This is a genomic window from Pseudomonas khavaziana (assembly GCF_036704165.1).
In the GTDB taxonomy this organism is placed as follows: Bacteria; Pseudomonadota; Gammaproteobacteria; order Pseudomonadales; family Pseudomonadaceae; genus Aquipseudomonas; species Aquipseudomonas khavaziana.
The window spans coordinates 1,748,718-1,772,864 of the sequence record NZ_CP129946.1 but is presented as its reverse complement, the minus strand read 5'-3'; the positions used below and the strand labels follow the sequence as shown (position 1 = coordinate 1,772,864).

At 60.2% G+C, this 24,147-nt stretch carries 22 protein-coding genes; 9 read left to right on the top strand and 13 right to left on the bottom strand.

What is annotated here, in order from left to right; all coding sequences use genetic code 11:
* Positions 1 to 3: 3 nt before the first annotated feature.
* The 8 genes from QYQ93_RS07775 to pcaR form a co-directional block, all read right to left on the bottom strand.
* On the bottom strand, positions 4 to 1,299 hold the full coding sequence (locus tag QYQ93_RS07775; RefSeq protein ID WP_217880404.1) for an MFS family transporter: 1,296 nt from the start codon (positions 1,297 to 1,299) through the stop codon (positions 4 to 6).
* A gap of 203 nt (positions 1,300 to 1,502) precedes the next feature.
* Positions 1,503 to 2,069: a protocatechuate 3,4-dioxygenase subunit alpha gene (pcaG, locus tag QYQ93_RS07770; RefSeq protein WP_217880403.1), complete on the bottom strand. Its 567-nt coding sequence runs from the start codon at positions 2,067 to 2,069 to the stop codon at positions 1,503 to 1,505.
* A gap of 1 nt (position 2,070) precedes the next feature.
* Complete coding sequence (gene pcaH / locus QYQ93_RS07765) at positions 2,071 to 2,775, bottom strand: protocatechuate 3,4-dioxygenase subunit beta (protein WP_043049997.1); 705 nt, start codon at positions 2,773 to 2,775, stop codon at positions 2,071 to 2,073.
* A gap of 17 nt (positions 2,776 to 2,792) precedes the next feature.
* Positions 2,793 to 3,995 carry a 3-oxoadipyl-CoA thiolase gene (gene pcaF, locus QYQ93_RS07760; RefSeq protein ID WP_338477241.1) on the bottom strand — a complete coding sequence of 401 codons (1,203 nt, stop codon included), beginning with the start codon at positions 3,993 to 3,995 and terminating at the stop codon, positions 2,793 to 2,795.
* Positions 3,992 to 4,771: a CoA-transferase subunit beta gene (locus QYQ93_RS07755; RefSeq protein ID WP_338476648.1), complete on the bottom strand. Its 780-nt coding sequence runs from the start codon at positions 4,769 to 4,771 to the stop codon at positions 3,992 to 3,994. Before QYQ93_RS07755 ends, pcaF begins: the two co-directional genes overlap by 4 nt.
* Entirely contained in the window at positions 4,771 to 5,628 is an 858-nt protein-coding gene (locus QYQ93_RS07750) for a CoA transferase subunit A (protein WP_338476647.1), read from the bottom strand. The genes QYQ93_RS07755 and QYQ93_RS07750 overlap by 1 nt, the downstream gene beginning before the upstream one ends.
* Positions 5,629 to 5,793: 165 nt before the next feature.
* Entirely contained in the window at positions 5,794 to 7,134 is a 1,341-nt protein-coding gene (locus QYQ93_RS07745) for an MFS transporter (protein ID WP_043049993.1), read from the bottom strand.
* A gap of 145 nt (positions 7,135 to 7,279) precedes the next feature.
* Positions 7,280 to 8,122, bottom strand: a complete 843-nt coding sequence (gene pcaR, locus QYQ93_RS07740) for a pca regulon transcriptional regulator PcaR (protein ID WP_043049992.1) — start codon at positions 8,120 to 8,122, stop codon at positions 7,280 to 7,282.
* A 562-nt stretch (positions 8,123 to 8,684) separates the two neighbouring features.
* Between pcaR and QYQ93_RS07735 the strand changes: the two genes are divergently transcribed.
* Positions 8,685 to 8,885: a hypothetical protein gene (locus tag QYQ93_RS07735; RefSeq protein ID WP_043049991.1), complete on the top strand. Its 201-nt coding sequence runs from the start codon at positions 8,685 to 8,687 to the stop codon at positions 8,883 to 8,885.
* Positions 8,886 to 9,217: 332 nt separating this feature from the next.
* Complete coding sequence (locus QYQ93_RS07730) at positions 9,218 to 10,693, top strand: inorganic phosphate transporter (RefSeq protein ID WP_003189291.1); 1,476 nt, start codon at positions 9,218 to 9,220, stop codon at positions 10,691 to 10,693.
* Between the two features lie 241 nt (positions 10,694 to 10,934).
* On the opposite strand, the gene ccoM is transcribed toward QYQ93_RS07730, so the two are convergent.
* Positions 10,935 to 11,051, bottom strand: coding sequence for a cytochrome c oxidase subunit CcoM (gene ccoM, locus QYQ93_RS07725; RefSeq protein ID WP_017530457.1), 117 nt, complete (start codon positions 11,049 to 11,051; stop codon positions 10,935 to 10,937).
* A gap of 143 nt (positions 11,052 to 11,194) precedes the next feature.
* Positions 11,195 to 11,485, bottom strand: coding sequence for a hypothetical protein (locus QYQ93_RS07720; RefSeq protein WP_338477305.1), 291 nt, complete (start codon positions 11,483 to 11,485; stop codon positions 11,195 to 11,197).
* Positions 11,486 to 11,489: 4 nt separating this feature from the next.
* Between QYQ93_RS07720 and QYQ93_RS07715 the strand changes: the two genes are divergently transcribed.
* The 3 genes from QYQ93_RS07715 to QYQ93_RS07705 all read left to right on the top strand — a co-directional run bounded on the left by QYQ93_RS07715 (position 11,490) and on the right by QYQ93_RS07705 (position 14,101).
* A complete protein-coding gene (locus QYQ93_RS07715; RefSeq protein ID WP_338476646.1) occupies positions 11,490 to 12,362 on the top strand; it encodes a LysR substrate-binding domain-containing protein in 873 nt (290 codons plus the stop codon).
* A 90-nt stretch (positions 12,363 to 12,452) separates the two neighbouring features.
* Entirely contained in the window at positions 12,453 to 12,923 is a 471-nt protein-coding gene (locus tag QYQ93_RS07710; protein WP_338476645.1) for a RidA family protein, read from the top strand.
* Positions 12,920 to 14,101: an aminotransferase class V-fold PLP-dependent enzyme gene (locus QYQ93_RS07705; RefSeq protein WP_043049988.1), complete on the top strand. Its 1,182-nt coding sequence runs from the start codon at positions 12,920 to 12,922 to the stop codon at positions 14,099 to 14,101. Before QYQ93_RS07710 ends, QYQ93_RS07705 begins: the two co-directional genes overlap by 4 nt.
* Here the strand turns inward: QYQ93_RS07705 and QYQ93_RS07700 are convergent.
* Positions 14,098 to 14,439, bottom strand: a complete 342-nt coding sequence (locus QYQ93_RS07700) for a hypothetical protein (RefSeq protein WP_043049987.1) — start codon at positions 14,437 to 14,439, stop codon at positions 14,098 to 14,100. The two genes, QYQ93_RS07705 and QYQ93_RS07700, sit on opposite strands and share 4 nt — an antisense overlap.
* A gap of 219 nt (positions 14,440 to 14,658) precedes the next feature.
* Between QYQ93_RS07700 and rapA the strand changes: the two genes are divergently transcribed.
* On the top strand, positions 14,659 to 17,505 hold the full coding sequence (gene rapA, locus QYQ93_RS07695) for an RNA polymerase-associated protein RapA (protein WP_034118519.1): 2,847 nt from the start codon (positions 14,659 to 14,661) through the stop codon (positions 17,503 to 17,505).
* A 155-nt stretch (positions 17,506 to 17,660) separates the two neighbouring features.
* Here rapA and QYQ93_RS07690 read toward each other — a convergent pair whose 3' ends face one another.
* Positions 17,661 to 19,007 (bottom strand): spinster family MFS transporter, encoded by a 1,347-nt coding sequence (locus tag QYQ93_RS07690; RefSeq protein WP_043049986.1) that lies wholly within the window; start codon positions 19,005 to 19,007, stop codon positions 17,661 to 17,663.
* 250 nt (positions 19,008 to 19,257) lie between these two features.
* Here QYQ93_RS07690 and QYQ93_RS07685 point away from each other — a divergent pair, with 250 nt between their 5' ends.
* Both QYQ93_RS07685 and QYQ93_RS07680 read left to right on the top strand, forming a co-directional pair.
* Positions 19,258 to 19,626 carry a YkgJ family cysteine cluster protein gene (locus QYQ93_RS07685; protein WP_043049985.1) on the top strand — a complete coding sequence of 123 codons (369 nt, stop codon included), beginning with the start codon at positions 19,258 to 19,260 and terminating at the stop codon, positions 19,624 to 19,626.
* Between the two features lie 138 nt (positions 19,627 to 19,764).
* Positions 19,765 to 22,029, top strand: a complete 2,265-nt coding sequence (locus QYQ93_RS07680; protein ID WP_043049984.1) for a putative bifunctional diguanylate cyclase/phosphodiesterase — start codon at positions 19,765 to 19,767, stop codon at positions 22,027 to 22,029.
* A gap of 225 nt (positions 22,030 to 22,254) precedes the next feature.
* On the opposite strand, the gene QYQ93_RS07675 is transcribed toward QYQ93_RS07680, so the two are convergent.
* On the bottom strand, positions 22,255 to 22,557 hold the full coding sequence (locus QYQ93_RS07675) for a DUF2288 domain-containing protein (protein WP_043049983.1): 303 nt from the start codon (positions 22,555 to 22,557) through the stop codon (positions 22,255 to 22,257).
* A 340-nt stretch (positions 22,558 to 22,897) separates the two neighbouring features.
* Between QYQ93_RS07675 and QYQ93_RS07670 the strand changes: the two genes are divergently transcribed.
* Positions 22,898 to 24,025, top strand: coding sequence for a branched-chain amino acid ABC transporter substrate-binding protein (locus QYQ93_RS07670; RefSeq protein ID WP_003193533.1), 1,128 nt, complete (start codon positions 22,898 to 22,900; stop codon positions 24,023 to 24,025).
* The last annotated feature ends 122 nt before the right edge of the window (positions 24,026 to 24,147 follow it).

Sequence of the window (24,147 nt, the reverse complement as noted above, 5' to 3'; positions counted from 1 at the left end):
CCCTTACAGATCGTGGTGCAGGTACGCCGCCTGTTTCGGCAAGCGCAAGCTGAACAGGAAGGCCACCGCCATCATCGCAGTGACGTACCAATAAAAGGTGTTTTCCATGCCGATGGATTTCAGGCTCAGCGCGACCACTTCCGCGGAGCCGCCAAACACCGCATTCGCCACGGCATAGGCCAGGCCCACACCTAAGGCACGTACTTGGGGCGGGAACATCTCGGCTTTGACCAGGCCGCTGATGGAGGTATAGAAGCTGACAATCGCCAGGGCCAGGGTAATCAGCACAAAGGCCAGGAACGGGCTGGTCACGGTTTTCAGGGTCAGCAGGATCGGCACGGTGAACAGGGTGCCAAGGCCGGCGAACCAGAGCATGGAATTGCGGCGGCCGATCTTGTCGGCCAGCATGCCGAACAGCGGCTGCATGCACATGTACAGGAACAGCGCGCCGGTCATGATGTAGCTGGATGTCTTGGCGTGCATGCCGACAGTGTTCACCAGGTACTTCTGCATGTAGGTGGTGAAGGTGTAGAAAATCAGCGAGCCGCCAGCGGTGTAACCAAGCACGGTGATGAAGGCTTTGCCGTGGTCGCGAAACAGCGCGACGATACTGCCGGCGTCCTTGTCTTCACGGATTTCCTTGCTGGTGGTTTCTTTCAGGGTGCGACGCAGCAGCAGGGAAATCACCGCCGCGATGGCACCGATCACGAACGGAATGCGCCAGCCCCAGGCACGCAATTCCTCCTCAGTGAGGATCTGTTGCAGGATCACCACCACCAATACCGCCAGCAACTGGCCGCCGATCAGGGTCACGTATTGGAACGAGGCAAAGAAGCCACGCTGGCCCTTGAGCGCGACTTCACTCATGTAGGTAGCCGTGGTGCCGTACTCGCCGCCCACCGACAAGCCCTGGAACAGCCGCGCCACCAACAGCAGCGCCGGCGCCCAGGCACCGATATCGTTATAGGTGGGCAGGAAGGCAATGACCAGAGAACCGGCGCACATCATCAGCACCGAGATCATCATCGAGTTCTTGCGCCCGTGCTTGTCGGCCACCCGGCCAAACAACCAGCCGCCGATGGGCCGCATCAAGAACCCGGCGGCGAACACACCGGCGGTGTTGAGCAGTTGCACCGTGGGGTCGTCGGAGGGGAAAAACGCCGGGGCGAAATAAATCGCGCAGAAGGCGTAGACGTAGAAGTCGAACCATTCGACAAGGTTGCCGGATGAGGCACCGACAATCGCAAAAATCCGTTTGCTGCGCTCTTCTCCGGTGTAGTGGCTGGTTGTTGTTGTCATGTTTTTTCACTCAGTGGGAACGGTTATAGCCTAGACATACTTTGCAACAACCATGTTCCGCAAGCAGACTTTTGGATATGCAGTGACTGTAAGGGCCTCATCGGGGGCAAGCCCCCTCCCACATTTGAATGTATTCACAAGTCCAAGTGTAGGAGGGGCGGTGCGACGATTCGACTTGCCCCCGATGAGGCCCTACAGCCAACTCAGTAATCGAAGAACACCGTTTCCTTATCTGTCCCCTGCAAAATCACATTCCACTGATGCACACCCTGCGCGTCCGCCTTGGCAATCAAGGTACCGCGACGCTCTGCCGGCACACACGCCAACAGCGGGTCATCGCCATTGAGCGCCTCACCGTCAAAATAAATCCGCGTCAGCAAGTGCTTCACCAGCCCCCGGGCAAACACCAGTACCACCAGATGCGGCGCCTGGGTCGTGCCTTTCAGTCCCGGCACACTGCCTGGCTTGATGGTGGTAAAGCGAAAGCGTCCTTCGGCATCCACGGGCACCCGGCCGAAGCCTTCGAAGTTGGGGTCAAGCGCCTTGTCCTGATCATCCTCAGGGTGGTCGTATTTGCCGGCGGCATTGGCCTGCCAGACTTCCAGCATGGCGTCGTTGACGACATCGCCGTTGCCGTCCAGCACTTGCCCGCTGATCGCCACGCGGTCGCCGAGGGTCGCGGCTACGGTGAGGTCTTCGCGATTCAGCCAGGTCAGGCCGATGTGGTAATACGGCCCGACGGTGTGGGACGTGGTTGCGTAGAGTGTCATCTCATTTCTCCATCGGCGTGGCGTCGCGGCCGCGCAGGACGATGTCCCAGCGGTAACCGAGGGCGTAGGACGGAACGGTTTTTTCCAGGTCGAATCGCGCGATCAGGCGCTCCTTGGCACTGGTATCCGGCACGCAGTTGTAGATCGGGTCATATTCCAGCAGCGGGTCACCGGGGAAATACATTTGCGTCACCAACCGCGTCAGCACACTGGGGCCGAACAGCGAAAAGTGGATATGCGCCGGGCGCCAGGCGTTGTGGTGGTTGCCCCACGGGTAGGCACCGGGCTTGATGGTCTGGAACTGGTACCAGCCATCGGCGTCGGTGACGGTACGCCCGGTGCCGGTGAAGTTCGGGTCCAGCGGTGCGTCGTGCAGGTCGCGCTTGTGGTTATAGCGACCCGCGGCGTTGGCCTGCCAGATCTCCACAAGGATGCCCGGCACCGGCAGGCTGTTCTCGTCCAGCACCCGGCCATGAATGATGATGCGCTCGCCTTGGGGCTCGCCTTCATGCTGGGCCGTCAGGTCGTTGTCCTTGTCATTGATACGCTCGGCGCCGATGGTCGGGCCGGTGATTTCCGACAGGGAATGGGGCAGGAACACCAACGGCTGGGACGGCGAACGCAGGTTCGTCGACTGATAGGCCGGGTGCAGGTAATCAGGTTGAGTGCCCGCTTGCGGGCGCCGGTAACCGGGCTTGTCACTCATGGAGCAATCCTCTCTTATTAGACGCGTTCAATCGCCAGGGCCAAACCTTGGCCTACACCCACGCACATGGTCGCCAAGCCTTTGCTGCCGCCGGTTTTTTCCAGCTGGTGCAGGGCCGTCAGAACCAGCCGCGCACCGCTCATGCCCAGGGGGTGGCCGAGGGCAATGGCGCCCCCGTTCGGGTTGACCTGAGGCGCATCGTCGGCAAGCCCCAGTTCGCGCAGCACCGCCAGACCTTGGCTGGCGAAGGCTTCGTTAAGTTCGATCACGTCAAAGTCAGTGACCGCCAACCCCAGGCGTTCCACCAGCTTGCGCACCGCTGGCACCGGGCCGATGCCCATCACACGCGGGGCGACACCGGCACTGGCCATGCCCAGTACGCGGGCGCGGGCGGTGAGGCCGTGTTTCTTTACCGCTTCGGCAGACGCGAGGATCAATGCCGCAGCGCCGTCGTTCACGCCCGAAGCATTGCCGGCAGTGACGGTCTTGTCCGGACCGTTGACCGGCTTGAGCTTGGCCAGGGCTTCCAGGCTGGTGTCCCGTGGGTGCTCATCGTGCTCCACCACAGTTTCACCTTTTTTATGGGCGACTCGCACCGGCACGATTTCCTCGGCAAAGAAGCCGGCCACTTGCGCGGCGGCGGTGCGCTGCTGGCTGCGCAGGGCGAAAGCGTCCTGGTCGGCGCGGGAAATCTGATAGTCGTCGGCGACATTGTCGGCGGTCTGCGGCATGGCATCCACGCCGTACTGGGCCTTCATCAGCGGGTTGATAAAGCGCCAGCCGATGGTGGTGTCTTCCAGCTTCATGTTGCGCGAAAACGCCGCATCAGCCTTGCCCATCACGAACGGAGCGCGGGACATCGACTCGACGCCACCAGCAATCGCCAGCTCCATTTCGCCGCTGGCGATGGCGCGAAAGGCCGTGCCGATGGCATCCATGCCCGAGGCGCACAGACGGTTGAGGGTCACGCCCGGAACGCTTTCCGGCAGCCCCGCCAGCAACAGTGCCATGCGCGCCACGTTGCGGTTGTCTTCGCCGGCCTGGTTGGCGCAGCCGAGGAACACCTCGTCCACTGCATTCCAATCCACCGAAGGGTTGCGCTCGATCAGGGCCTTGATCGGCAGTGCCGCCAGGTCATCGGCGCGTACAGTCGACAAGCCGCCGCCGAAACGGCCGATAGGCGTGCGAATGGCATCGCAGATAAATACGTCGCGCATCAGGCTTCTCCCGGCGCTTGGCCGTGGGCCGCGGCGGTGCGAGCTTCGAGATCACGCAGGGCGGTCAGTTCTGTCTCGGTGGGCTCAGCAGTGACGCTGACCTGATTGGCAAAGCGAATCGCCCAGCCGGTTGCGGCCACTACCTGTTCACGAGTCACACCGGGGTGCAGCGCAGTGACCACGAATTCATGACTGCCCTCCTCCGGCTCCATGATGCACAGGTCGGTAATGATGCCTACGGGTCCTGCGCCGGGCAGGCCAAGACGCTTGCGTGAGTCGCCGCCTTCGCCGTGACCGACAGAGGTAACGAAATCCAGCTTGTCAACAAACGAACGGGACGATTGCTTCAGGATGATCAGCACGCTCTTGGCCGAACCGGCGATCTCCGGCGCGCCACCGGCACCGGGCAAACGCACCTTGGGCTGATGATAGTCACCGACCACGGTGGTGTTGATATTGCCGAAACGGTCGACCTGGGCCGCGCCGAGAAAGCCGACGTCAATGCGCCCGCCCTGCAGCCAATAGCGAAAGATCTCACCGGTGGGCACCACGGTGTCGGCGGTCTCCGCCAACTCGCCATCGCCGATGGACAGCGGCAGCACGCTGGGCTTGGCCCCAATCGGGCCGGACTCGTAGATCAGCACCACGTCGGGCGATGAAGTCAGGCGCGCCAGGTTGGCGGCCTTGGACGGCAGGCCGATACCGACGAAGCACACCGAGCCGTTCTGTAGGCGACGCGCGGCGGCGACGGTCATCATTTCATTGGTGGAGTAAGCCATTACTTGGCCTCCTGCGCGGTAGCCAGCTTGGCCTGGAATTCATTGAAATCGGCGGTGCCGTGGATGTATTCGTCGATCCAGGCGGTAAAGGTTTCACGGTCGCGGGCAATCGGATCCCACGCCTGGTAGAAACGGTTATCGCGCTCGTTGTAGCCGTGGGCGTAGGACGGATGTGCACCTCCGGGTACGTGGCACACCGCCGTCAGCGCCCAGGTCGGCAACACGCAGCTGTTCATCGGCGCATTCAGGTCATCGACGATTTCCTCGACGGTGACGATGCAGCGCTTGGCTGCCAGGGCCGCTTCCTTCTGCACGCCAAGAATGCCCCAGAGCAGCACGTTGCCCTTGCGGTCGGCTTTCTGCGCGTGGATCACGGTGATGTCCGGACGTACCGACGGTACCGCCGCCAGCACTTCGCCGGTGAACGGGCAGGTAACGCTCTTGATCAGTGGATTGACCTTGGGCAAGTCAGAACCGGCGTAGGCACGCAGCACCGCGAACGGTAGGCCCGATGCCCCGGCAACGTAGGCATTGGCCAGGTCGGCGTGGCTGTGTTCTTCAATCTCCAGAGGCTGCGGCCATTGCTTCTCGACCGCGTCGCGCAGCCGATGCAGGGAGCCCACACCCGGGTTGCCGCCCCAGGAAAAAATCAACTTGCGCGCACAGCCGGCACCGATCAATTGGTCGTAGATCAGGTCAGGGGTCATACGTACCAGTGTCAGGTCTTTCTTGCCCTGACGAATGATTTCATGACCTGCGGCCGTAGGGATCAGGTGGGTAAAGCCTTCGAGGGCGACGGAATCGCCGTCGTTCACGAAGCGCTTGACCGCATCACGCAGGGTGAGGACTTCAGCCATGGGGTTGGGCTCCCGGTGTTGATCGAAAAAGGCGCTGAGAGGGCGCCGAAGTGCTTGAAGGTTAAGCCGGGGATAGGGGCCAAACAATCCGATAATCGACTCAGCGTTCGATTATCGAACGGATTGTTACCTGGCTAACCTCCCACATTTGGATCCCACCAAGGCTTAAGTGGCATCGGCATGGCTGACCATGCCTTTGATCAACACCGCTGCCGTGGCCAACGCCGCCGGGATCACCAGTGCCGTAAGCACCTGCTCGAAATTCCAACCAAGGCCCAGCAAGGTGGCGCCCATCCATGCACCCAGAATGGCGCCGAAGCGACCAATGCCAAGCATCCACGACACACCGGTGGCACGCCCTTGAGTTGGGTAGAACCGTGCGGCCAGGGACGGCATCGCCGATTGCGCACCGTTGACACACATCCCGGCGATCAGCACGAGGGTCGCCAGTAGCGTGATATTGCCCAGGCTCTGCCCGACCGCGTAGGCAAACACCCCTGCCAGAAGATAGAAGGTACCGATCACTTTGTGAGGGTTGAACCGGTCCATCGCCCAGCCCACACCCACTGCACTCAACACTCCGCCAAACTGGAACAGCGCACCGATAAACGCGGCTTGTTCCATGCTGGCGCCGCTGTCGCGCATCAACGTGGGCAGCCAACTGGTCAGCAGGTACACAATCACCAGGCCCATGAAGTAGGTGAGCCACAACAGCAAGGTACCGGCGCTGTAGGTGCCCGAGAAGATCACCGCGAACACATTGCGGGCCTTGACGGTTTTTTGCTCCGGCACGCTGAAAGCGCTGGCTTGGGCCACGATACCGGGCTCGATGGGTGCAAGGGTCTTGCGCACCTTGTCGGTGCCGCGATTGCGTACCACCAGGTAACGCGCCGATTCCGGCAACCACAGCAACAGCACCAGCGCCAGGATCAATGGCAGGATGCCGCCAATCAGCAACAGGCTGTGCCAGCCGAAGGCGGGAATCAGCTTGGCCGAAATAAACCCACCGCCAGCCATGCCCAGGTTGAAGCCGCAGAACATGCTGGTCACCAGCAACGACTTATGGCGCTCGGGGGTGTACTCGGAGAGCAAGGTAGTGGCATTCGGCATGCCGGCGCCCAGACCCAGCCCGGTGAGAAAGCGCAGCACCAGCAACTGATCGACATTACTGCTGTAGGCCGACGCCAAGCTGAAAGCGCCAAACACCACCACCGCGCCCACCAACACGACCTTACGACCAAAGCGGTCGGCCAGCGGGCCGGAACCCAATGCGCCGAACACCATGCCGATCAATGCGGCGCTCATCACCGGGCCGAGGCTGGCGCGGTCGATGCCCCAGTCCTGGGACAATGCAGGCGCGATAAAGCCCATGGCCGCCGTATCGAGGCCGTCAAGAAAGACAATCAGGAAACATAGAATGACCACGCGCCACTGATAGCGTGACAGTGGCTGGGTATTGATGAAGGACTGCACGTCCAGGGTGGTACCGACAGAAGGCTGATTCATTATTTTTATTCCACACCGATGGCGGGCTGACGACCTCAGGTCATCATTATTATTGGGCAGCTCCTCAGAGCGCTGCCGCACATTAATAAGCCAGGGGAAACACCGTCAATCGAGCCAACCGGGATCTGTGCGGTCACCGAACAGCTTAGGCAAACAACTGCGCACTCAACTCGCGGCTGGCGCTGAGCATGCTCGGCAAAAAGCGCTGCTCCAACTCACTGCGGCTAACCCGCCCGGCATGGGTGCTGACATTGAGCGCGGCCAGTACCTGGCCAGAAGCGTCGTACACTGGTACCGCAATAGAACGCAGGCCTTGCTCCAGTTCCTGATCGACAATGCACCAGCCTTGCTGACGCACCTGTTGCAGGCATTCGAACAGGGCTTCAGGCGTGGTCAAGGTACGGCTGGTCTTGGTTTGCAGGTCGGCATGCTGGAGATAGTCCTGCAACGAAGCATCGTCGAGGGCGGCCAACAGGATGCGGCCCATGGATGTGCAATACGCTGGCAAGCGCCCACCCACCGACAAATCAACCGAAATCAGCCGCTGGGTGGTGGCCGAACGGGCGATATAGAGGATGTCATCACCTTCGAGGGTGGCCATATTGCAGGCTTCATGCAGCTGCTCGCTCATGCGGTCCAGATAGGGTTGAGCCGACACGGCCAACGGTGTGGACGACAGATAGGCGTGACCAAGGGTCAGGACCTTGGGCAGTAACGAGTAGGTGCGCCCATCTGTGGTGGCATAGCCAAGCTTGATCAGGGTATGCAGGCAACGACGCACGGCGGCGCGAGGGATTTCGGTGCGATGGCTGATCTGGGCGATGGTCAGGTGCCGCTTGCGCTCCTGAAACGCTTGCACCACGGCCAAGCCACGGGCCAGGGAGGTCATGAAATCCGGATCACCGGTGAAGGCCTGGATGCGCTTGGCCGGTGATGCCACGATCGGCGGCGCCACTGATGCAAAGGAGTTGCGCAATTGATCGTTCATTTCAGGGGTCCTTTCTCTTGTTTTCACCACGGGAGGGTTGACCGCCATTACAAGCCGTGCCGGTCGCGATGCACAAGACAGCACCGGCAACATTGGGCGATTATCGGACGATCATGCGATTATCGCAATTTGGCCAGCACTGCACGGACCCTGTGGTCAACGTTTCAGCTTTGCCTGATAAATCTGAAAAATGTGGGCGTTTACCCTGCCATTTAGAATTAACGTAGAAAATCAGGATGACGGTGTTCACACATACTGGCACCCACATGTAATAAAACCCTCACACAGCATTGACGCTTTTTAACTTCGTAGTGATAGTGTTATTCAAATGCGCCGCTATAATGCAACCTGTGCAGAGGTCAGCCCGGTATCACTATCGGAATTGGAGCTCGCCAGGCGCTGCGGATGTATGCAGCGACGGTCACAATACCCGCTTAAAAGAACTGCCCTCAGGTCTGCGTTCCAAGTTGAACAGTTCGACTGTTCAACCTGAAACCATCCGAGGACGACTTTCAGGCATGACACTGCGCAATCAATAAACTTAACTCAATTAGGTAACACTGTGACGAAAGATGAACTGCGCGCGGAACTTGAGCGCCAGGAGCAACGTTACAAGGACGTCTACGGCGGGGAAGTCACCACCTACGCCGCGCAACCTGAGCCAGAACGCAAGCCATGGCGCAAGCGAGCCAGCCTGCTCGACCAAGCCTTTGCCCAGGAAATCCAAAAGATAGAACAGGAACTCAAGACGCAGGAGCCATAAGCACTTGCGGTCGAGCTTCCAGGGTCTGCTGTCTCTGCCGGTCCACCACTGGCAGAGGGCTCCATGGCGCAACGCCCGCTGGTCAGTAACCTACAGCCTCCAACGAAATTTCATACAAATGTTTCAGGCATGACATTTTCATGACCAATGCCGGTCTTTTCCTGCCTGAGCTTTATAAATCAAAGACTTGCCAAAGCCCCGAAAACCCTGGGATGCGCCCGCCCTGGCAGCGGTTTTTCAATGAAGATTGTTACCGATGAGCAGCTAATGCATCGATTACCGATGTTTTCTGGCATAATCGCGCCCCCTTACGACCGGGTCAGAAAACCTTCATGATCGATTTATTCAGCGGACTGGATGCTTGGGTTCTAGTGAGCCTGTTGCTCGCCCTGGCCTTTGTCCTCGCCTTCGAGTTCATCAATGGCTTTCATGACACCGCTAACGCGGTGGCCACAGTCATCTATACCAAAGCCATGCCGCCACACCTGGCCGTGTTCTTCTCCGGGGTGTTCAATTTCCTCGGCGTATTGCTCGGTGGTGTCGGTGTCGCCTACGCCATCGTGCATTTGCTGCCGGTAGAGTTGCTGATCAATGTGAACACCGGCCACGGCCTGGCGATGGTCTTCTCTTTATTGGCTGCGGCGATCACCTGGAACCTGGGCACTTGGTACTTCGGTATCCCCGCCTCCAGCTCCCATACCCTGATCGGCTCGATCCTCGGTGTTGGCCTGGCCAATGCCCTGATCAACGACATCCCCCTGGCTGACGGTGTGAACTGGCAGAAAGCCGTGGATATCGGCGCGTCCCTGGTGTTCTCGCCGATGGCCGGCTTCCTGGTCGCAGCCCTGGTGCTGATCGGCCTGAAGTGGTGGCGCCCGCTGTCGAAGATGCACAAGACTCCGGACCAGCGCCGCAAGCTCGACGACAAGAAACACCCGCCGTTCTGGAATCGCCTGGTCCTGGTGATTTCGGCCATGGCCGTCAGCTTCGTGCACGGTTCCAACGATGGCCAGAAAGGCATCGGCCTGATCATGCTGGTGCTGATCGGTATCGTGCCGGCGCAGTTCGTCCTTGACCTGGGCAGCACCACCTACCAGATCGAGCGTACCCGCGACGCGACCCTGCACCTGAACCAGTTCTACCAGCGTAACCATGAGACCCTGGGCGAGTTCCTGGCCCTGGGCAAAAGCGTGAAGGATGACCTGCCTGGCAAGTTCCGCTGCAACCCGCAGCAGACCGAACCGACAATCAACGCGCTATTGGGTACCTTGAAAGGCGTTTCGGACTACCACTCGCTGACTGCCGACCACCGCATTGAAGTACGTCGCTACCTGCTCTGCCTGGACGACACCGCGAAGAAAGTCGGCAAGCTGCCAGGCCTGGATTCCCGTGAGAAGTCCGACCTCGACAAGCTGCGCAAAGACCTGACCGCCACCACCGAATACGCCCCGTTCTGGGTGATCCTCGCGGTCGCACTGGCCCTGGGCCTGGGCACCATGGTGGGTTGGAAGCGCGTGGTACTGACCATCGGCGAGAAGATCGGCAAGCAGGGCATGACCTATGCCCAGGGCATGTCGGCCCAGATCACCACCGCCACCATGATCGGCTTCGCGAATATCTTCGCCCTGCCGGTGTCCACCACCCACGTGCTGTCCTCGGGCGTGGCGGGCACCATGGTTGCCAACAAGAGCGGCCTGCAGGGCGGCACCGTCAAGACCATCCTGATGGCCTGGGTATTGACCCTGCCAGCCACCGTGGGCCTCTCGGCCGGGTTGTTCTGGTTGGCATCCAAGGCATTGGGCAACTGATAGCCAGCCGGCAGTAAAAAAGGTGCGATCCGCGAGGGTCGCACCTTTTTTTATGATCGTTCCCACGCTCCGCGTGGGAATGCCGCCACGGACGCTCCGCGTCCCACTGCCGCACGGGTGACGCGGAGCGTCACGGGATGCGTTCCCACGCGGAGCGTGGGAACGATCCAAAAGCAGAGCAAAAAAAAGGGCGACCGAAGTCGCCCAAAATGCCTTGCGTGCCCATGTAATCCGGAAAAACCTAAGGTTTTTTACGCTTGTTCGCGTCCTTCCAGATAAAAAATCCAAACCCTACAAAAAACAGCACCATGAGGCTTACAGTCAGCACTCCGGCAAAAACCACATTATCGATAAACATGACCGGCCTCCTGCACTTGCCCTGTTGCGATAGGGCTAAGTTAATGGAGAAGGCGCAGTGGGAAATTGATCAGGATCAATGTCGCCCGTAACGGGGCGTAAAGAAGGGTAATAACTGACCTGCATCAATGGATGCAGGCCGTTTCAACGCTTTTTCGGTTTGTTTTTCGACTTCTTCTTGGTTTTTCCCAAGGGCATGGCTTGTTCAAAGGCTTGGCGCACTTCATTCAAGCGTTTGTCATTGAGATCGTGTACGCGCTTGGCGCGTTCGGCATTCAGGTCAATCAGCTTGTCATCATCACTCATGGCTTGGCTTACGTCGTGGCGGGAATGCCCCAATAATGCGGCCTGCCCCGCTCGACGGCAAATCAGCGGGCGACAAAATGCAGGGCATCGACCAAAATCGGCACCTTCCACTCCACCCAGGAGGCGCATCCAGGTGGCCTTGCACAACGACCTTCCACCGCTGCTGGCCCTGCGCGCCTTCGAAGCCGTGGCACGGCACTTGAGCTTTATCAAGGCGGCGGACGAGTTGTCTGTGACCCAAAGCGCGCTGAGCCATCAGGTGCACAAGCTCGAACAGCATTTGGGCAAACCGCTGTTTATCCGGCGTACCCGTGCGATTGACCTGACGTTGGACGGGCAACACTACTACGATCAAATCCGCCCGGCACTGGTAGCCATCGGCGCGGCGACTCGCAGCCAACGGGTTGCCCCGAGCGCCTGCGTACTGCGCATCGGCGTGCTGGCATCGTTCGCCACGCTATGGCTGGCACCGCGCCTGGCCGACTTTCTCCAGCGCTACCCGCACATCCAGGTGGAGTTGCTGCCCGCGATCCAACTGGCCAACGTCGCCACGGCCGAGGTTGACCTCGCCATCCGTTACGGCAAGGGCGACTGGCCCGACGTGCAAGCCACACGCCTGATGGCCGAAATCCTGTCCCCGGTGTGCAGCCCGGCTTTCAAGACCCGGCGGGTATCCCATGGCGCCTTGTTGATGGCGACTTCGCACCGCCCTTTCGAATGGACGGACTGGTCTGCCCATTACCAGGTCGACCTCGGCCCCTACCCCCGCGTCATGCTGCATGACTACAACATTGTGGTCGAAGCCACCGTGGCCGGCCAGGGTATCGCCATGGGCCGCCATCGCCTGATCGAGCGCAGACTTCAGGACGGGAGCCTGGTCCAGGCGTTTGACTGGCCGCCCTATCACAATGAAATCGGCTATTGGCTGATCGCCCCCCAAGGCCCGCTCAGCCAAGCGGCCGAGTGTTTCAGCCAATGGCTCAAGCAAGCCTGCGCCAACGCGTGAGTTTTTTCGATACGTCGGTTGAGATCTATCCGTTTGTCGGCCGCCGCGTCGACCGACATGCTCAAACCTCCTGAACCCGGAGGCTTCACCATGACCGACTCCATCCGCCAACGCGTACACGCGCTCGGCCTGATACTGCCAACGCCCAGCCAGCCGGCGGCCAACTACATCAACCATGTCATCAGCCAACACCAACTGTTTATCTCCGGGCAAATTCCCCTGGTCGATGGTAAACCGGCCTACATCGGGCGCCTGGGCGACTCCGTCAGTGATGAACAAGGTACACAGGCGGCGGAATTGGCAGCGCTGGGCCTGCTGGGGCAATTGAGCGATGCGCTGGGGGACGATCTGTCGCGTGTGACGCGCACCCTGCGTCTGGGCGTATTCATCGCCAGCACTGGCGAATTCCAGCGCCAGAGCGTGGTCGCCAATGGCGCCTCGAACCTGCTGGTCAATGCTCTGGGCGATAAGGGCCGACATGTGCGCACCGCCATAGGCGTCTGCAGTTTGCCTGCCTGCGTCGCCGTCGAGGTGGATGCCATTTTCGAGCTGCAACCGTGAGCCCGCTGTACATCCAGCAATTGCGCGACACCACGCCTGGCTGTCAGTCGGGCATTGTGCATTTCAACCACGCCGGGGCGTCCTTGCCCAGCCAGGCGACCCTGGACGCCATCATCAAGCAGTTGCACCACGAAGCTCGGGACGGCCCGATGGAAGCCGGCGAACGGGGCGCCGTGCTGGTGGAAAAAGCCCGCCGTGCCGCCGGGCAGTTACTCAATGCGCCGGCGTCGTCGATTGCCTTCACCAGCAGTGGCTCCACGGCCTGGAGCATGGCGTTCCAGGCGTTGGGGCCTTGGCAGCCGGGCGACCGCATCCTGGTGGGCCGCCATGAATGGGGCGGCAACCTGGCGAGCATGGCGCTGGCCGTGCAGGCGGGCGCGCAGGTGGAGGTGATCCCCTGTGACGCAGCCGGCGCGGTCTGCCCGGTGGCACTGGAGGCGATGCTCGACGCCCATGTGAAGCTGATCGACCTTACCTGGCTACCGGCCAACGGTGGACTGATCAACCCGGCCCAGGCCATCGGTGCGGTAGCTCGGCGGCATGCCATCCCCTTCTTTATCGATGCGGGCCAAGCCGTCGGCCAGGTGCCAGTGGATGTGCAAGCGTTGCAGTGCGACGTGCTCAAGTCCGCCGGTCGCAAACACCTGCGCGGGCCTCGCGGTACCGCACTGCTCTATATACGGCCTGATTTTCTCCAGCATCTGAACCCCGTCCAGCGCGACGTGTTTTCAGCGCCATGGACTGCCGACGGCTTCGACTTGCGCAATGACGCCCGGCGTTTCGAAACCAGTGAAGTGTCCTTCGCCTTGCTGGCGGGCCTGGGCAATGCGTTGCAAGAGATCAATCAATGGGGGATCGAGCGGGTGTGGGAGAGGGTCTCGCAGACCAGCACACGAATCCGCGAAGCACTGCGTCAGCTACCGCAGATTACCCTGCACGACTTGGGCACCACGCATTCAGGCTTGATCGCTTTCAACCTGGCTGGCTGGGATAGCTTTGAACTCAAGCGACGCCTGGGATTGAAGCGCATCAACATCGGCGCCAATGGCATCGCCTATACGCCGCTGGATATGCAAGCACGCGGGCTGGCAAGCATTGCACGGATATCCGTCAGCCCGCTCAACACCGATGACGACATCGAGCGACTGATGACGTCCCTGGGTGAACTGAGCGACTAAACCTCGATATCCACCCACAGACCCTGGCGCGGCGCGTCTTCGATCAGCGGCGCCACGGGAACGGTGTTGTCAGCATTGAGCAGGTCGCCGGGAATGGGCAAGTGCTGCTGCGTCTCATCGTCGGCTTCGCGCCGGCGTTTCTGCTGTTCCTGCTGGCGGCGTTGTTCTTCGCGCAGCAAAAAGGTCGATTGCTCGGCATCGCCCTTCTTCAGGTCGATGGTGCTCTCGTTGGAGCCCGGTTGAACGGGTACCACCGGCGGAATATCCGGCTTCTGGCGTGCCGGATCGAGTTGCGACGTGACCGGCACAACACTGACGGGCAGCATGGGTGGCAGCATGATAGTTATTCTCCTGATCAACAGGCTGTCGGCGGGTGGCAGGGCGACTTGAGCACCGGCGTGCCAAGCTGTGACCCAGTCGACACTCGCAAGTGCCCGCCACCCGTCGATTCAACTCCCGGCGCACCTCACAAACAGCGTAGTTTTTGTCAGAGTCCTTGGGCGCAGGGGCTTGTTCCGTTAAGATAGTCGGCTTTTTCACGGCGGGAGTCAGGCAGCATGGCGCAGCAGTATCAACCGGGGCAACGCTGGATTAGTGACAGCGAAGCAGAGCTGGGGTTAGGCACCGTTCTGGCACAGGACGGGCGCTTGTTGACCGTGCTCTATCCGGCCACTGGCGACACCCGCCAGTATGCGCTACGGAATGCGCCCCTCACTCGCGTGAGGTTTTCGCCGGGTGACACCATCACCCATTTCGAAGGCTGGAAAATGACCGTACAGGAAGTCGACGACGTCGATGGCCTGCTGGTCTACCACGGCCTGAATGGGCAGAACGAGCAGGTCACCCTGCCGGAAACCCAGCTTTCCAACTTTATCCAGTTCCGCCTGGCCAGCGACCGTCTGTTCGCCGGGCAGATCGACCCGCTGGCCTGGTTCTCGCTGCGCTACCACACCCTGGAACACACCAGCCGCCAGTTGCAGTCCTCGTTGTGGGGCCTGGGGGGCGTACGCGCGCAACCTATTGCGCACCAACTGCATATCGCCCGTGAAGTCGCCGACCGTATCGCACCACGGGTCTTGCTGGCTGACGAAGTGGGCCTGGGCAAGACCATCGAAGCGGGCCTGGTGATCCATCGCCAACTGCTCTCGGGCCGTGCCAACCGCGTGTTGATCCTGGTCCCGGAAAACCTGCAGCACCAGTGGCTGGTGGAAATGCGCCGCCGCTTCAACCTGCAGGTCGCGCTGTTCGACGAAGAGCGCTTTATCGAAAGCGATGCCACCAACCCGTTCGAAGACACCCAGCTTGCACTCGTTGCGCTGGAATGGCTGGTGGATGACGAGAAGGCCCAGGATGCGCTGTTCGCGGCCGGCTGGGACTTGCTGGTGGTCGACGAAGCCCACCACCTTGTGTGGCATGAAGACAAGGCCAGCGCCGAATACAGCCTGGTCGAGCAGCTTGCCGAGGTTATTCCAGGCGTGCTGCTGCTGACCGCCACCCCGGAACAACTCGGCCAGGACAGCCACTTCGCGCGCCTGCGCCTGCTCGATCCAAACCGTTTCCACGACCTGCAGGCCTTCCGCGCCGAGAGCGAGAACTATCGCCCGGTGGCCGAGGCCGTGCAGGAACTGCTGGACAAGGGCCGCCTGTCACCGGCCGCGCACAAGACTATCCAGGGTTTCCTCGGTGACGAAGGCGAAGCCCTGCTCACCGCCGTCAACGATGGCGACAGCGAAGCCAGTGCCCGCCTGGTGCGTGAACTGCTCGACCGCCACGGCACCGGCCGCGTGCTGTTTCGCAACACCCGCGCCGCCGTGCAAGGCTTCCCCGAGCGCAAGCTGCACGCCTACCCGCTGCCGAACCCGGATGAATACCTCGAATTGCCTTTGGGCGAACACGCCGAGCTGTACCCGGAAGTCAGCTTCCAGGCGCAACCGGACATCGAGGAAGAAAACCGCTGGTGGCGCTTCGACCCACGGGTCGAGTGGCTGATCGACCAACTGAAAATGCTCAAGCGCACCAAGGTCCTGGTGATCTGCGCCCACGCCGAAACCGCCATGGACCTGGAAGACGCCCTGCGCGTGCGCTCCGGCATCCCCGCCACGGTATTCCACGAGGGCATGAACATCCTCGAGCGTGACCGCGCCGCCGCCTACTTCGCCGATGAAGAGTTCGGTGCCCAGGTGCTGATCTGTTCGGAAATCGGCAGTGAAGGCCGCAACTTCCAGTTCTCCCACCACCTGGTGCTGTTCGACCTGCCGTCCCACCCCGACCTGTTGGAACAGCGCATCGGCCGTCTGGACCGGATCGGCCAGAAGCATGTGATCGAGCTGCACGTACCGTACCTGGAAACCAGCCCGCAACAGCGCCTGTTCCAGTGGTATCACGAAGCACTGAATGCCTTCCTCAACACCTGCCCGACCGGCAACGCCTTGCAGCATCAGTTCGGCCCACGCCTGCTGCCATTGCTGGAAGCTGCCGACGACGGCGAGTGGCAAGCCCTGATCGACGAAGCCCGTGCCGAGCGCGAACGCCTGGAGCAGGAGCTGCACACCGGTCGTGACCGCTTGCTGGAACTCAACTCCGGCGGCGCCGGTGAAGGCGATGCGCTGGTCGAAGACATCCTCGAGCAAGACGACCAGTTCGCCCTGCCGATCTATATGGAAACCCTGTTCGACGCCTTCGGCATCGACAGCGAAGACCATTCGGAAAACGCGCTGATCCTCAAGCCGAGCGAAAAAATGCTCGACGCCAGCTTCCCCCTGGGTGACGACGAGGGTGTGACCATCACCTACGACCGTAACCAGGCACTGTCGCGCGAAGACATGCAGTTCATCACCTGGGAACACCCGATGGTGCAAGGCGGCATGGACCTGGTGCTGTCCGGCTCCATGGGCAACACCGCCGTGGCGTTGATCAAGAACAAGGCGCTCAAACCTGGCACCGTGTTGCTGGAACTGCTCTACGTCAGCGAAGTGGTGGCGCCGCGCTCGCTGCAACTGGGCCGCTACCTGCCACCGGCCGCCCTGCGCTGCCTGCTGGATGCCAATGGCAACGATCTGTCCGGGCGCGTGTCGTTTGTGACCTTGAACGACCAGTTGGAAAGCGTGCCACGGGCCAGCGCCAACAAGTTCGTACAGGCCCAGCGCGACCAGCTCACACCGCGCATCAACGCCGGTGAAGAGAAGATCGCCCCGCGCCACGCCGAGCGTGTGGCCGAGGCCAAGCGCCGCCTGGCGGCGGACACCGACGAAGAACTGGCGCGCCTGACCGCGTTGCAAGCGGTCAACCCCACCGTGCGTGACAGCGAACTGGTTGCCTTGCGCAATCAACGCGAGCAAGGCTTGGCCATGCTCGATAAGGCGGCGCTGCGACTGGAAGCGATTCGGGTATTGGTGGCCGGCTAATCATTCGCTGCCAATTAGGAGGCCCGCTTAGTGCGGGCCTTTTTTATTGGTCTTGAGGGCCTCATCGGGAGCAAGCCCCCACATTTGACCGAGTTGTCTGCACTCTACTCGGTCGGTGTGGGAGGGGGCTTGCTCCCGATAGCGTCACCTCGGTCTCATGCCGTTACCGCAGAAGCCGGCACCTCAACCCCACTCAACCCATCCTTCATGCGCTTGGCATCGCGCACAAAACTGCGTGACGCCTGGAACAGAAACAGCATGGTCAAGAACAGCGCCACCGGGATCAGGTACATGGCGTCATGCAACCCCACGGCCTTATAAGCCTCAGTCATCTGCTCCGCTCCCGCCGCATACATTGCCGAATGGGCAAAGTGATCAGACAGCCCGCCCACCACGATCGGCCCCATCCCGCCGCCCAGCAAATACAACCCGGCAAAGAACAGCGCCATTGCCGTAGCGCGCAGGCGCGGTTCGACCACATCCTGGATCGCCGTATAAACGCAGGTGTAGAAGTTGTAGGCAAACAACCAGCCCACACTGAACAGCGCGACAAACACGCCAATCTCGATACGCCCGGCATGCAGGGCCCAGGCGGTAGTCACCGTGGAGATGATCAAGCTGCACGCGGCAAACAGCAGGCGACCATTGGCGACCCGCTGATGGATCTTGTCGGCAATCCAGCCACCCAGGGTCAAGCCCACCAGGCCGGTCAAGCCGACAATCACACCAGTCGCGACAGCCGCATCCTGCAATGGCATCAGAAAATAACGCTGCAGCATCGGCACCAGGAACGAGTTGCACGCGTAGGTGGCGAAGTTAAAACACAACCCGGCCAGCACCAGCCACAGGAAAGTCGGTACCGCCAGCACGCGACGGATCGGGCGGTCAACGCGCTCCTGGGAGACTTGCACGGTTTCCGCCGCGCCGCGCTTGGGTTCTTTTATATAGAACATGAACACCGCCAGGATCAGCCCTGGCACCGCCGCAATAAAGAACGGCGCGCGCCAGCTGTCGAATGCCTTGACCATCCAGCCGATGGTAAAGAACGCCAGCAACAGCCCCAACGGCAAACCGAGCATGAAAATGCCCATGGCGCGCGCGCGGCGGTGGGCGGGAAACAGGTCGCCAATCAGCGAATTGGCAGCCGGCGCATAGCTGGCCTCGCCAATACCAATGCCCATACGCACCAGCAGGAAGGTCCAGAAACTGCCGACCAAGCCGTTGACCGCCGTCAGCCCGCTCCAGGCGAACAGGCCCCAGCCCATCAATTTGCTGCGTGAGCCAGTATCGGCCAGGCGCCCGAGCGGCAGCCCGGCGATGGCGTAGACAATGGTAAAGGCGGTGCCGATGATCCCGAGCTGGAAGTCGCTCAGGTGCCATTCCATGCGAATGGGCTCGATGATGATCGCGGGGATGGTGCGATCGAAGAAATTGAACAGGTTGGCGAGGAACAGCAGGAACAGAATGCGCCAGGCATTCGCCGCTTGGGTCGAGTTCTGCATGGGTCCGTCTCTTTTATTGTTATGAGAGCTGCGATGCCCGACGCATCCTGCCCGGTACCTGCAACATAATCAGGCTGGCAGCGGTTGTCTGTAATGATTCGTAAAGCTGATAGGGCATGATTTCGCCCGGTAACGCGGGATTTCACCCACAAAAATATAAGTGCTTGCCCCCCTTCCCAATGGCCTTGGCACGGATAGAATGGCGAGCCTTCCGTAGCACCCTCCTCTTACCTTTTTATCGATGACGCCCATGTCCGAAGCCAGTCCGTGTCTGAATTGCGGTGCCTGCTGTTCACACTTTCGTGTGTCTTTCTTTTGGGGTGAATGCGCCTCTTCCGGGGGCACGGTGCCCGATGATCTGGTGGTGCAGATCAACCCCAGCCGCGTGGCGATGATCGGTACCGACCAGAAGCCCGCACGGTGCTGCAGCCTTGAAGGCGAGGTAGGACAGGCAACCAGTTGCTCGATCTATGAACAGCGTTCCAGCGTATGCCGCGAGTTCGATTCTTCCTGGAGCCAGGGGGTGCAAAACATCGACTGCGATGCAGCCCGCGCCGCGTTCGGCCTGGCGCCCCTTGAAGAGCAACACTTCGAACTGCAATTGCCCATCAGCGCTTAGCACCAAATGCTATGTGTCGCATGCCAAAATCATTGGAAGCAAAGTGCCATTATTCATGGCAAATACCACGAAGCTTCTATACTCGACGTCATAGGTCATCGCCTCTGGCAGTGACGTGGCTCCATGACGGGATAAGCTATGGAATGGCTGGGTCAGCATTTTTTTACCGACCTTCCAGACAGCGGGCATTTATTACTCAACTGCAGTCATAACCCGTTTCTGGTGCTACTCGCGTACCTGGTCGCCTGCGCAGCGGGTTTCGGTACGCTGGACATGGCTGAACGCGTCGGCCATGTCGAAGACCCCACCGCCCGCCGTCATTGGTGCTGGCTGGGAGCGGGTTGCCTGGCAGGTGGGATCTGGTCGACCCACTTTATCAGCATGCTGGCCTTCCAGGCCCCTGTCGCCATTCACTACGAATTGCTCACGACCTTCGCTTCGCTGCTGATCGCCCTGATCGCTGCACTATTGGCCATGCAAACCCTCAGCCATGCCCACCTGCGGCTCCATCAATACCTGGTGGCCTCAGTGTGGATGGGCCTGGGCATCGCACTGATGCACTACGTGGGCATGGCGGCCATGCGCTCCCAGGCCCAGGTGTACGTTGAATCGCGGCTGTTCATGGCGTCGGTGGCGATAGCCATCGGTGCCAGCCTGGCAGCATTACTGCTGTCGAGTTATTTGCGCAACGGTGCCGGAGTCTTTCACCAATTACTCAAATACGCCGCCAGCCTGGTGCTGGGCGCCGGGATCCTGAGCATGCACTTCACTGGCATGGCCGCCATGCAAATGCTGGTACCCAATGATGCGGACCTGTCGCTGCCGGCAGATAACAACCCGATTCAACTGGGCCTGTCGGTGGCTGTGATTACCTTGTTGGTAATCGGCAGCAGTATCAGCGCAGCCCTGGCGGACAAAAAACTGCAACACAAGGAGCATGACCTGCGCCGGGTCAACGCGCTGCTCAGCGAACTGGACCAGGCTCGCGCCTCACTGCAGCAGGTGGCCCACTTCGATGCATTGACCAATTTGCTCAACCGCCGCGGGTTCAATCAGATTTTCGCGGAAAAAATCGTCGAAAAAACACGAAACAAAGGGATGATGGCGGTTATATTCCTCGATATAGACCACTTCAAGCGCATCAATGACAGCCTTGGGCATGACGCCGGCGACCAGCTGCTCACAGTTTTGGCCGGGCATATCAAAAGCTCGGTACGCAGCCATGAGGACGTGGTCGCCCGGTTTGGTGGCGACGAGTTCTGCATCCTGATCAATATCCATCACCGCGACGAAGCACGGCACATGGCCATGCGCATCATGCAGAAAATGAAAGAACCCATCGAACTGGCCGGCCGGCGCATGGTGATGACCACCAGCATCGGCATCAGCCTGTTCCCGGATGATGGCCAGTCCTGCGAAGAGCTGCTTAAAACAGCGGACCTGGCGCTTTATCAATCCAAGGACGCCGGGCGCAACAGCCTGCACTTCTTCAGCTCCAACCTGAAAACCCGCGCGTTCCTCGAACTGCAGCTGGAAGAAGAACTGCGCGCTGCCCTGCGCGCACGCAGTGGGCTGGTGCTCTTTTATCAACCGATCTTCGACATGAAACTTGCCAAGGTCACGCGCCTGGAAGCCCTGGTGCGCTGGCAGCATCCGCAGCACGGGCTATTGGCACCGGACCGCTTTATCGGCATCGCCGAGAATAACGGACTGATCGCCGAGCTTGATCACTGGGTACTGCGCCAGGCCTGTCATGATCTGAGCCTGCTGTCTGACCGAGGCTATACCGAGCTGACCATGGCGGTGAACTGCTCGGCGCTGAACCTGGCCCGGGACGAGTTGGCCGATGAAATCGAAGCCGCCCTGCGCTTCGCCGCTGTGGCTGCCAACCGCCTGGAACTGGAAGTCACCGAAAATGCACTGATGGGCAATATCAGCAGCACCCTGGCGCTGTTGCGGCAAATCCGTGCGTTGGGTGTCTCCCTGGCGATCGATGATTTCGGCACTGGCTATTCATCCCTGGCCTACCTCAAGCGCTTGCCGCTCAACACCTTGAAAATCGACCGCTCGTTTATCCAGGACATCCCGAGGTCCAGAGCCGACAGCGAAATTGTCCAGGCGATTATCGGCATGGCCCACACCCTGCACTTGCAGGTGGTCACTGAAGGCGTGGAAACCCAGGAGCAATTCGAGCTGCTGCTCAAACATGGCTGCGACTATATCCAGGGGTACCTGCTCAGCCCGGCGGTGCCCTTCAACGAGATCATCGGTGTGATTCAAGGCATTGCACTGCGCAACCCGATTTACCCATTCAGCGTGGAAGGCGCCACGGACACCCCACCGCCGAACGACTCTGCGCCGGCGCGCATCGGCCCGCCTTCTATCGTCAGGCCAATCCGCTGAGATCGAGCGTTCGAATGGACAGTCCAGTTGCTGGCCTCCAGCGCCGTGGCACACCCGGAAACAATTCATCCTCGGTTTCCCCTCGGTATCAACTGTTCCCGTGACGTTTACGTCACCCTCGGCTGTGACCTTTCTCTACGGCAAGGTGCCATCACCGGCCGGGCGGTTACTCCGCTACACACTTACAGAGGTTAAAAAGACGCACCTTTTTCGTGCAGGCAATTCTCAAGCCGCCCTTTCCTGGATCAAAATCCAAGGCGAGACCACCACCGCCCACAGGTTCGGATCCCGCTCCACCAAGTCTAACGCCCGCGTTGCAGACACTTCGCCAAGGCTCCCCGCAGCCAGCCAGGCGGCGACTTTCTCACGGTTGTCCTCGGCCATTCCCTCAGCCGCTTCTATCAGATCCAGGCCGGCGTCGACCCACAATAGGGCACCCTTGGCAAAGAACGGCTCGAGCTCCTTCCAGGAAATTTCGGCGGTTTCACCGAGCAGCTTGGCATAGAGGGTGCTAGGTTCTTGCGTCATGGGAGTTCACCTGAGAAAAAAATCGGCGCAATCATAGCCTCGTAACCCAGGCAGAAAAACCCAGTAGCAAATGAAGTAGCGATTGAAAGTGCCAGGAAAGCCAAGGAATGCCTTGAGAGTGGATATGAACCCGCCGCAATTCTGTCTTTTTCTTTCATTTAAGCGACATAGCAGTGGTATGCCCCCAGCTGCCAGCTTTTCAAGCGATCAACCGGCGCTCTACACTGTACCGGTACAGTTGCCAGGGCAATGCCGGGGGATATCCGCGATATCTGATCCGGTTCTGCAGCTCACAAGGCCGCTAGAACTATAAAAAATACAACAGTAAGAGTGGAGCACTATGAATAAGGCTACTAAGCAGATTTCCAAACTGTTTGCCGCTATGGTCCTGGCTGGGGTTGCCGGCCATTCGTTCGCAGCCGACACCATCAAGATCGGCATTGCCGGTCCCAAGACCGGTCCGGTGACGCAATACGGTGACATGCAATTCATGGGTGCCAAGCAAGCCATCAAAGACATCAACGCCAAAGGCGGCGTCGATGGCAAAATGCTTGAAGCCAAGGAATACGACGACGCCTGCGATCCGAAACAAGCCGTGGCCGTCGCCAACAAAGTGGTCAACGACGGCGTCAAGTTCGTAGTCGGTCACCTCTGCTCCAGCTCCACTCAGCCAGCGTCGGATATTTATGAAGACGAAGGCGTCATCATGATTACCCCTGCCGCCACCAGCCCGGAAATCACCTCCCGTGGCTACAAGCTGATCTTCCGCACCATCGGTCTGGACAGCGCACAAGGCCCGGCAGCCGGCAACTATATCGCCGACCACGTGAAGCCGAAGATTGTTGCCGTGCTGCACGACAAGCAGCAATACGGTGAAGGTATCGCCAGCGCCGTGAAGAAGACCCTTGAAGAAAAAGGCACCAAGGTTGCCGTCTTCGAAGGCCTGAACGCCGGTGACAAGGACTTCTCCTCGATCATCCAGAAACTCAAGCAAGCCAACGTCGACTTCGTCTACTACGGCGGCTACCACCCTGAGCTGGGCCTGATCCTGCGCCAAGCCAAGGAAAAAGGCCTGAACGCCAAGTTCATGGGCCCAGAAGGCGTCGGCAACGACTCCATCTCGCAAATCGCCCAGGGCGCTTCCGAAGGCCTGCTGGTGACCCTGCCGAAATCCTTCGACACCGACCCTGCCAACAAAGCCATCGTTGAAGAGTTCGCCAAGAACAAACAGGACCCAACCGGTCCGTTCGTGTTCCCGGCCTACTCTGCTGTTGAAGTCATCGCTGGCGGTATCGCTGCGGCGAAGAGCGAAGACACCGCCAAAGTGGCCGAGGCCATCCACGCGGGTACCTTCAAGACCCCTACCGGCGACCTGAGCTTCGACGCCAAGGGCGACCTGAAAGACTTCAAGTTCGTGGTCTACGAATGGCACTTCGGTAAACCAAAAACCGAAGTCTCCCCTCAGTAAGCCAGGCGTTACTGGTCAACAAGCCCACTGTGCAAGCAGTGGGCTTTGTTTTACGAGGTTTATGGGCCATGTCACCCGCGATCCGGGCGCTGGCTCACCTGAAAATCTTAAAACCGTCACCA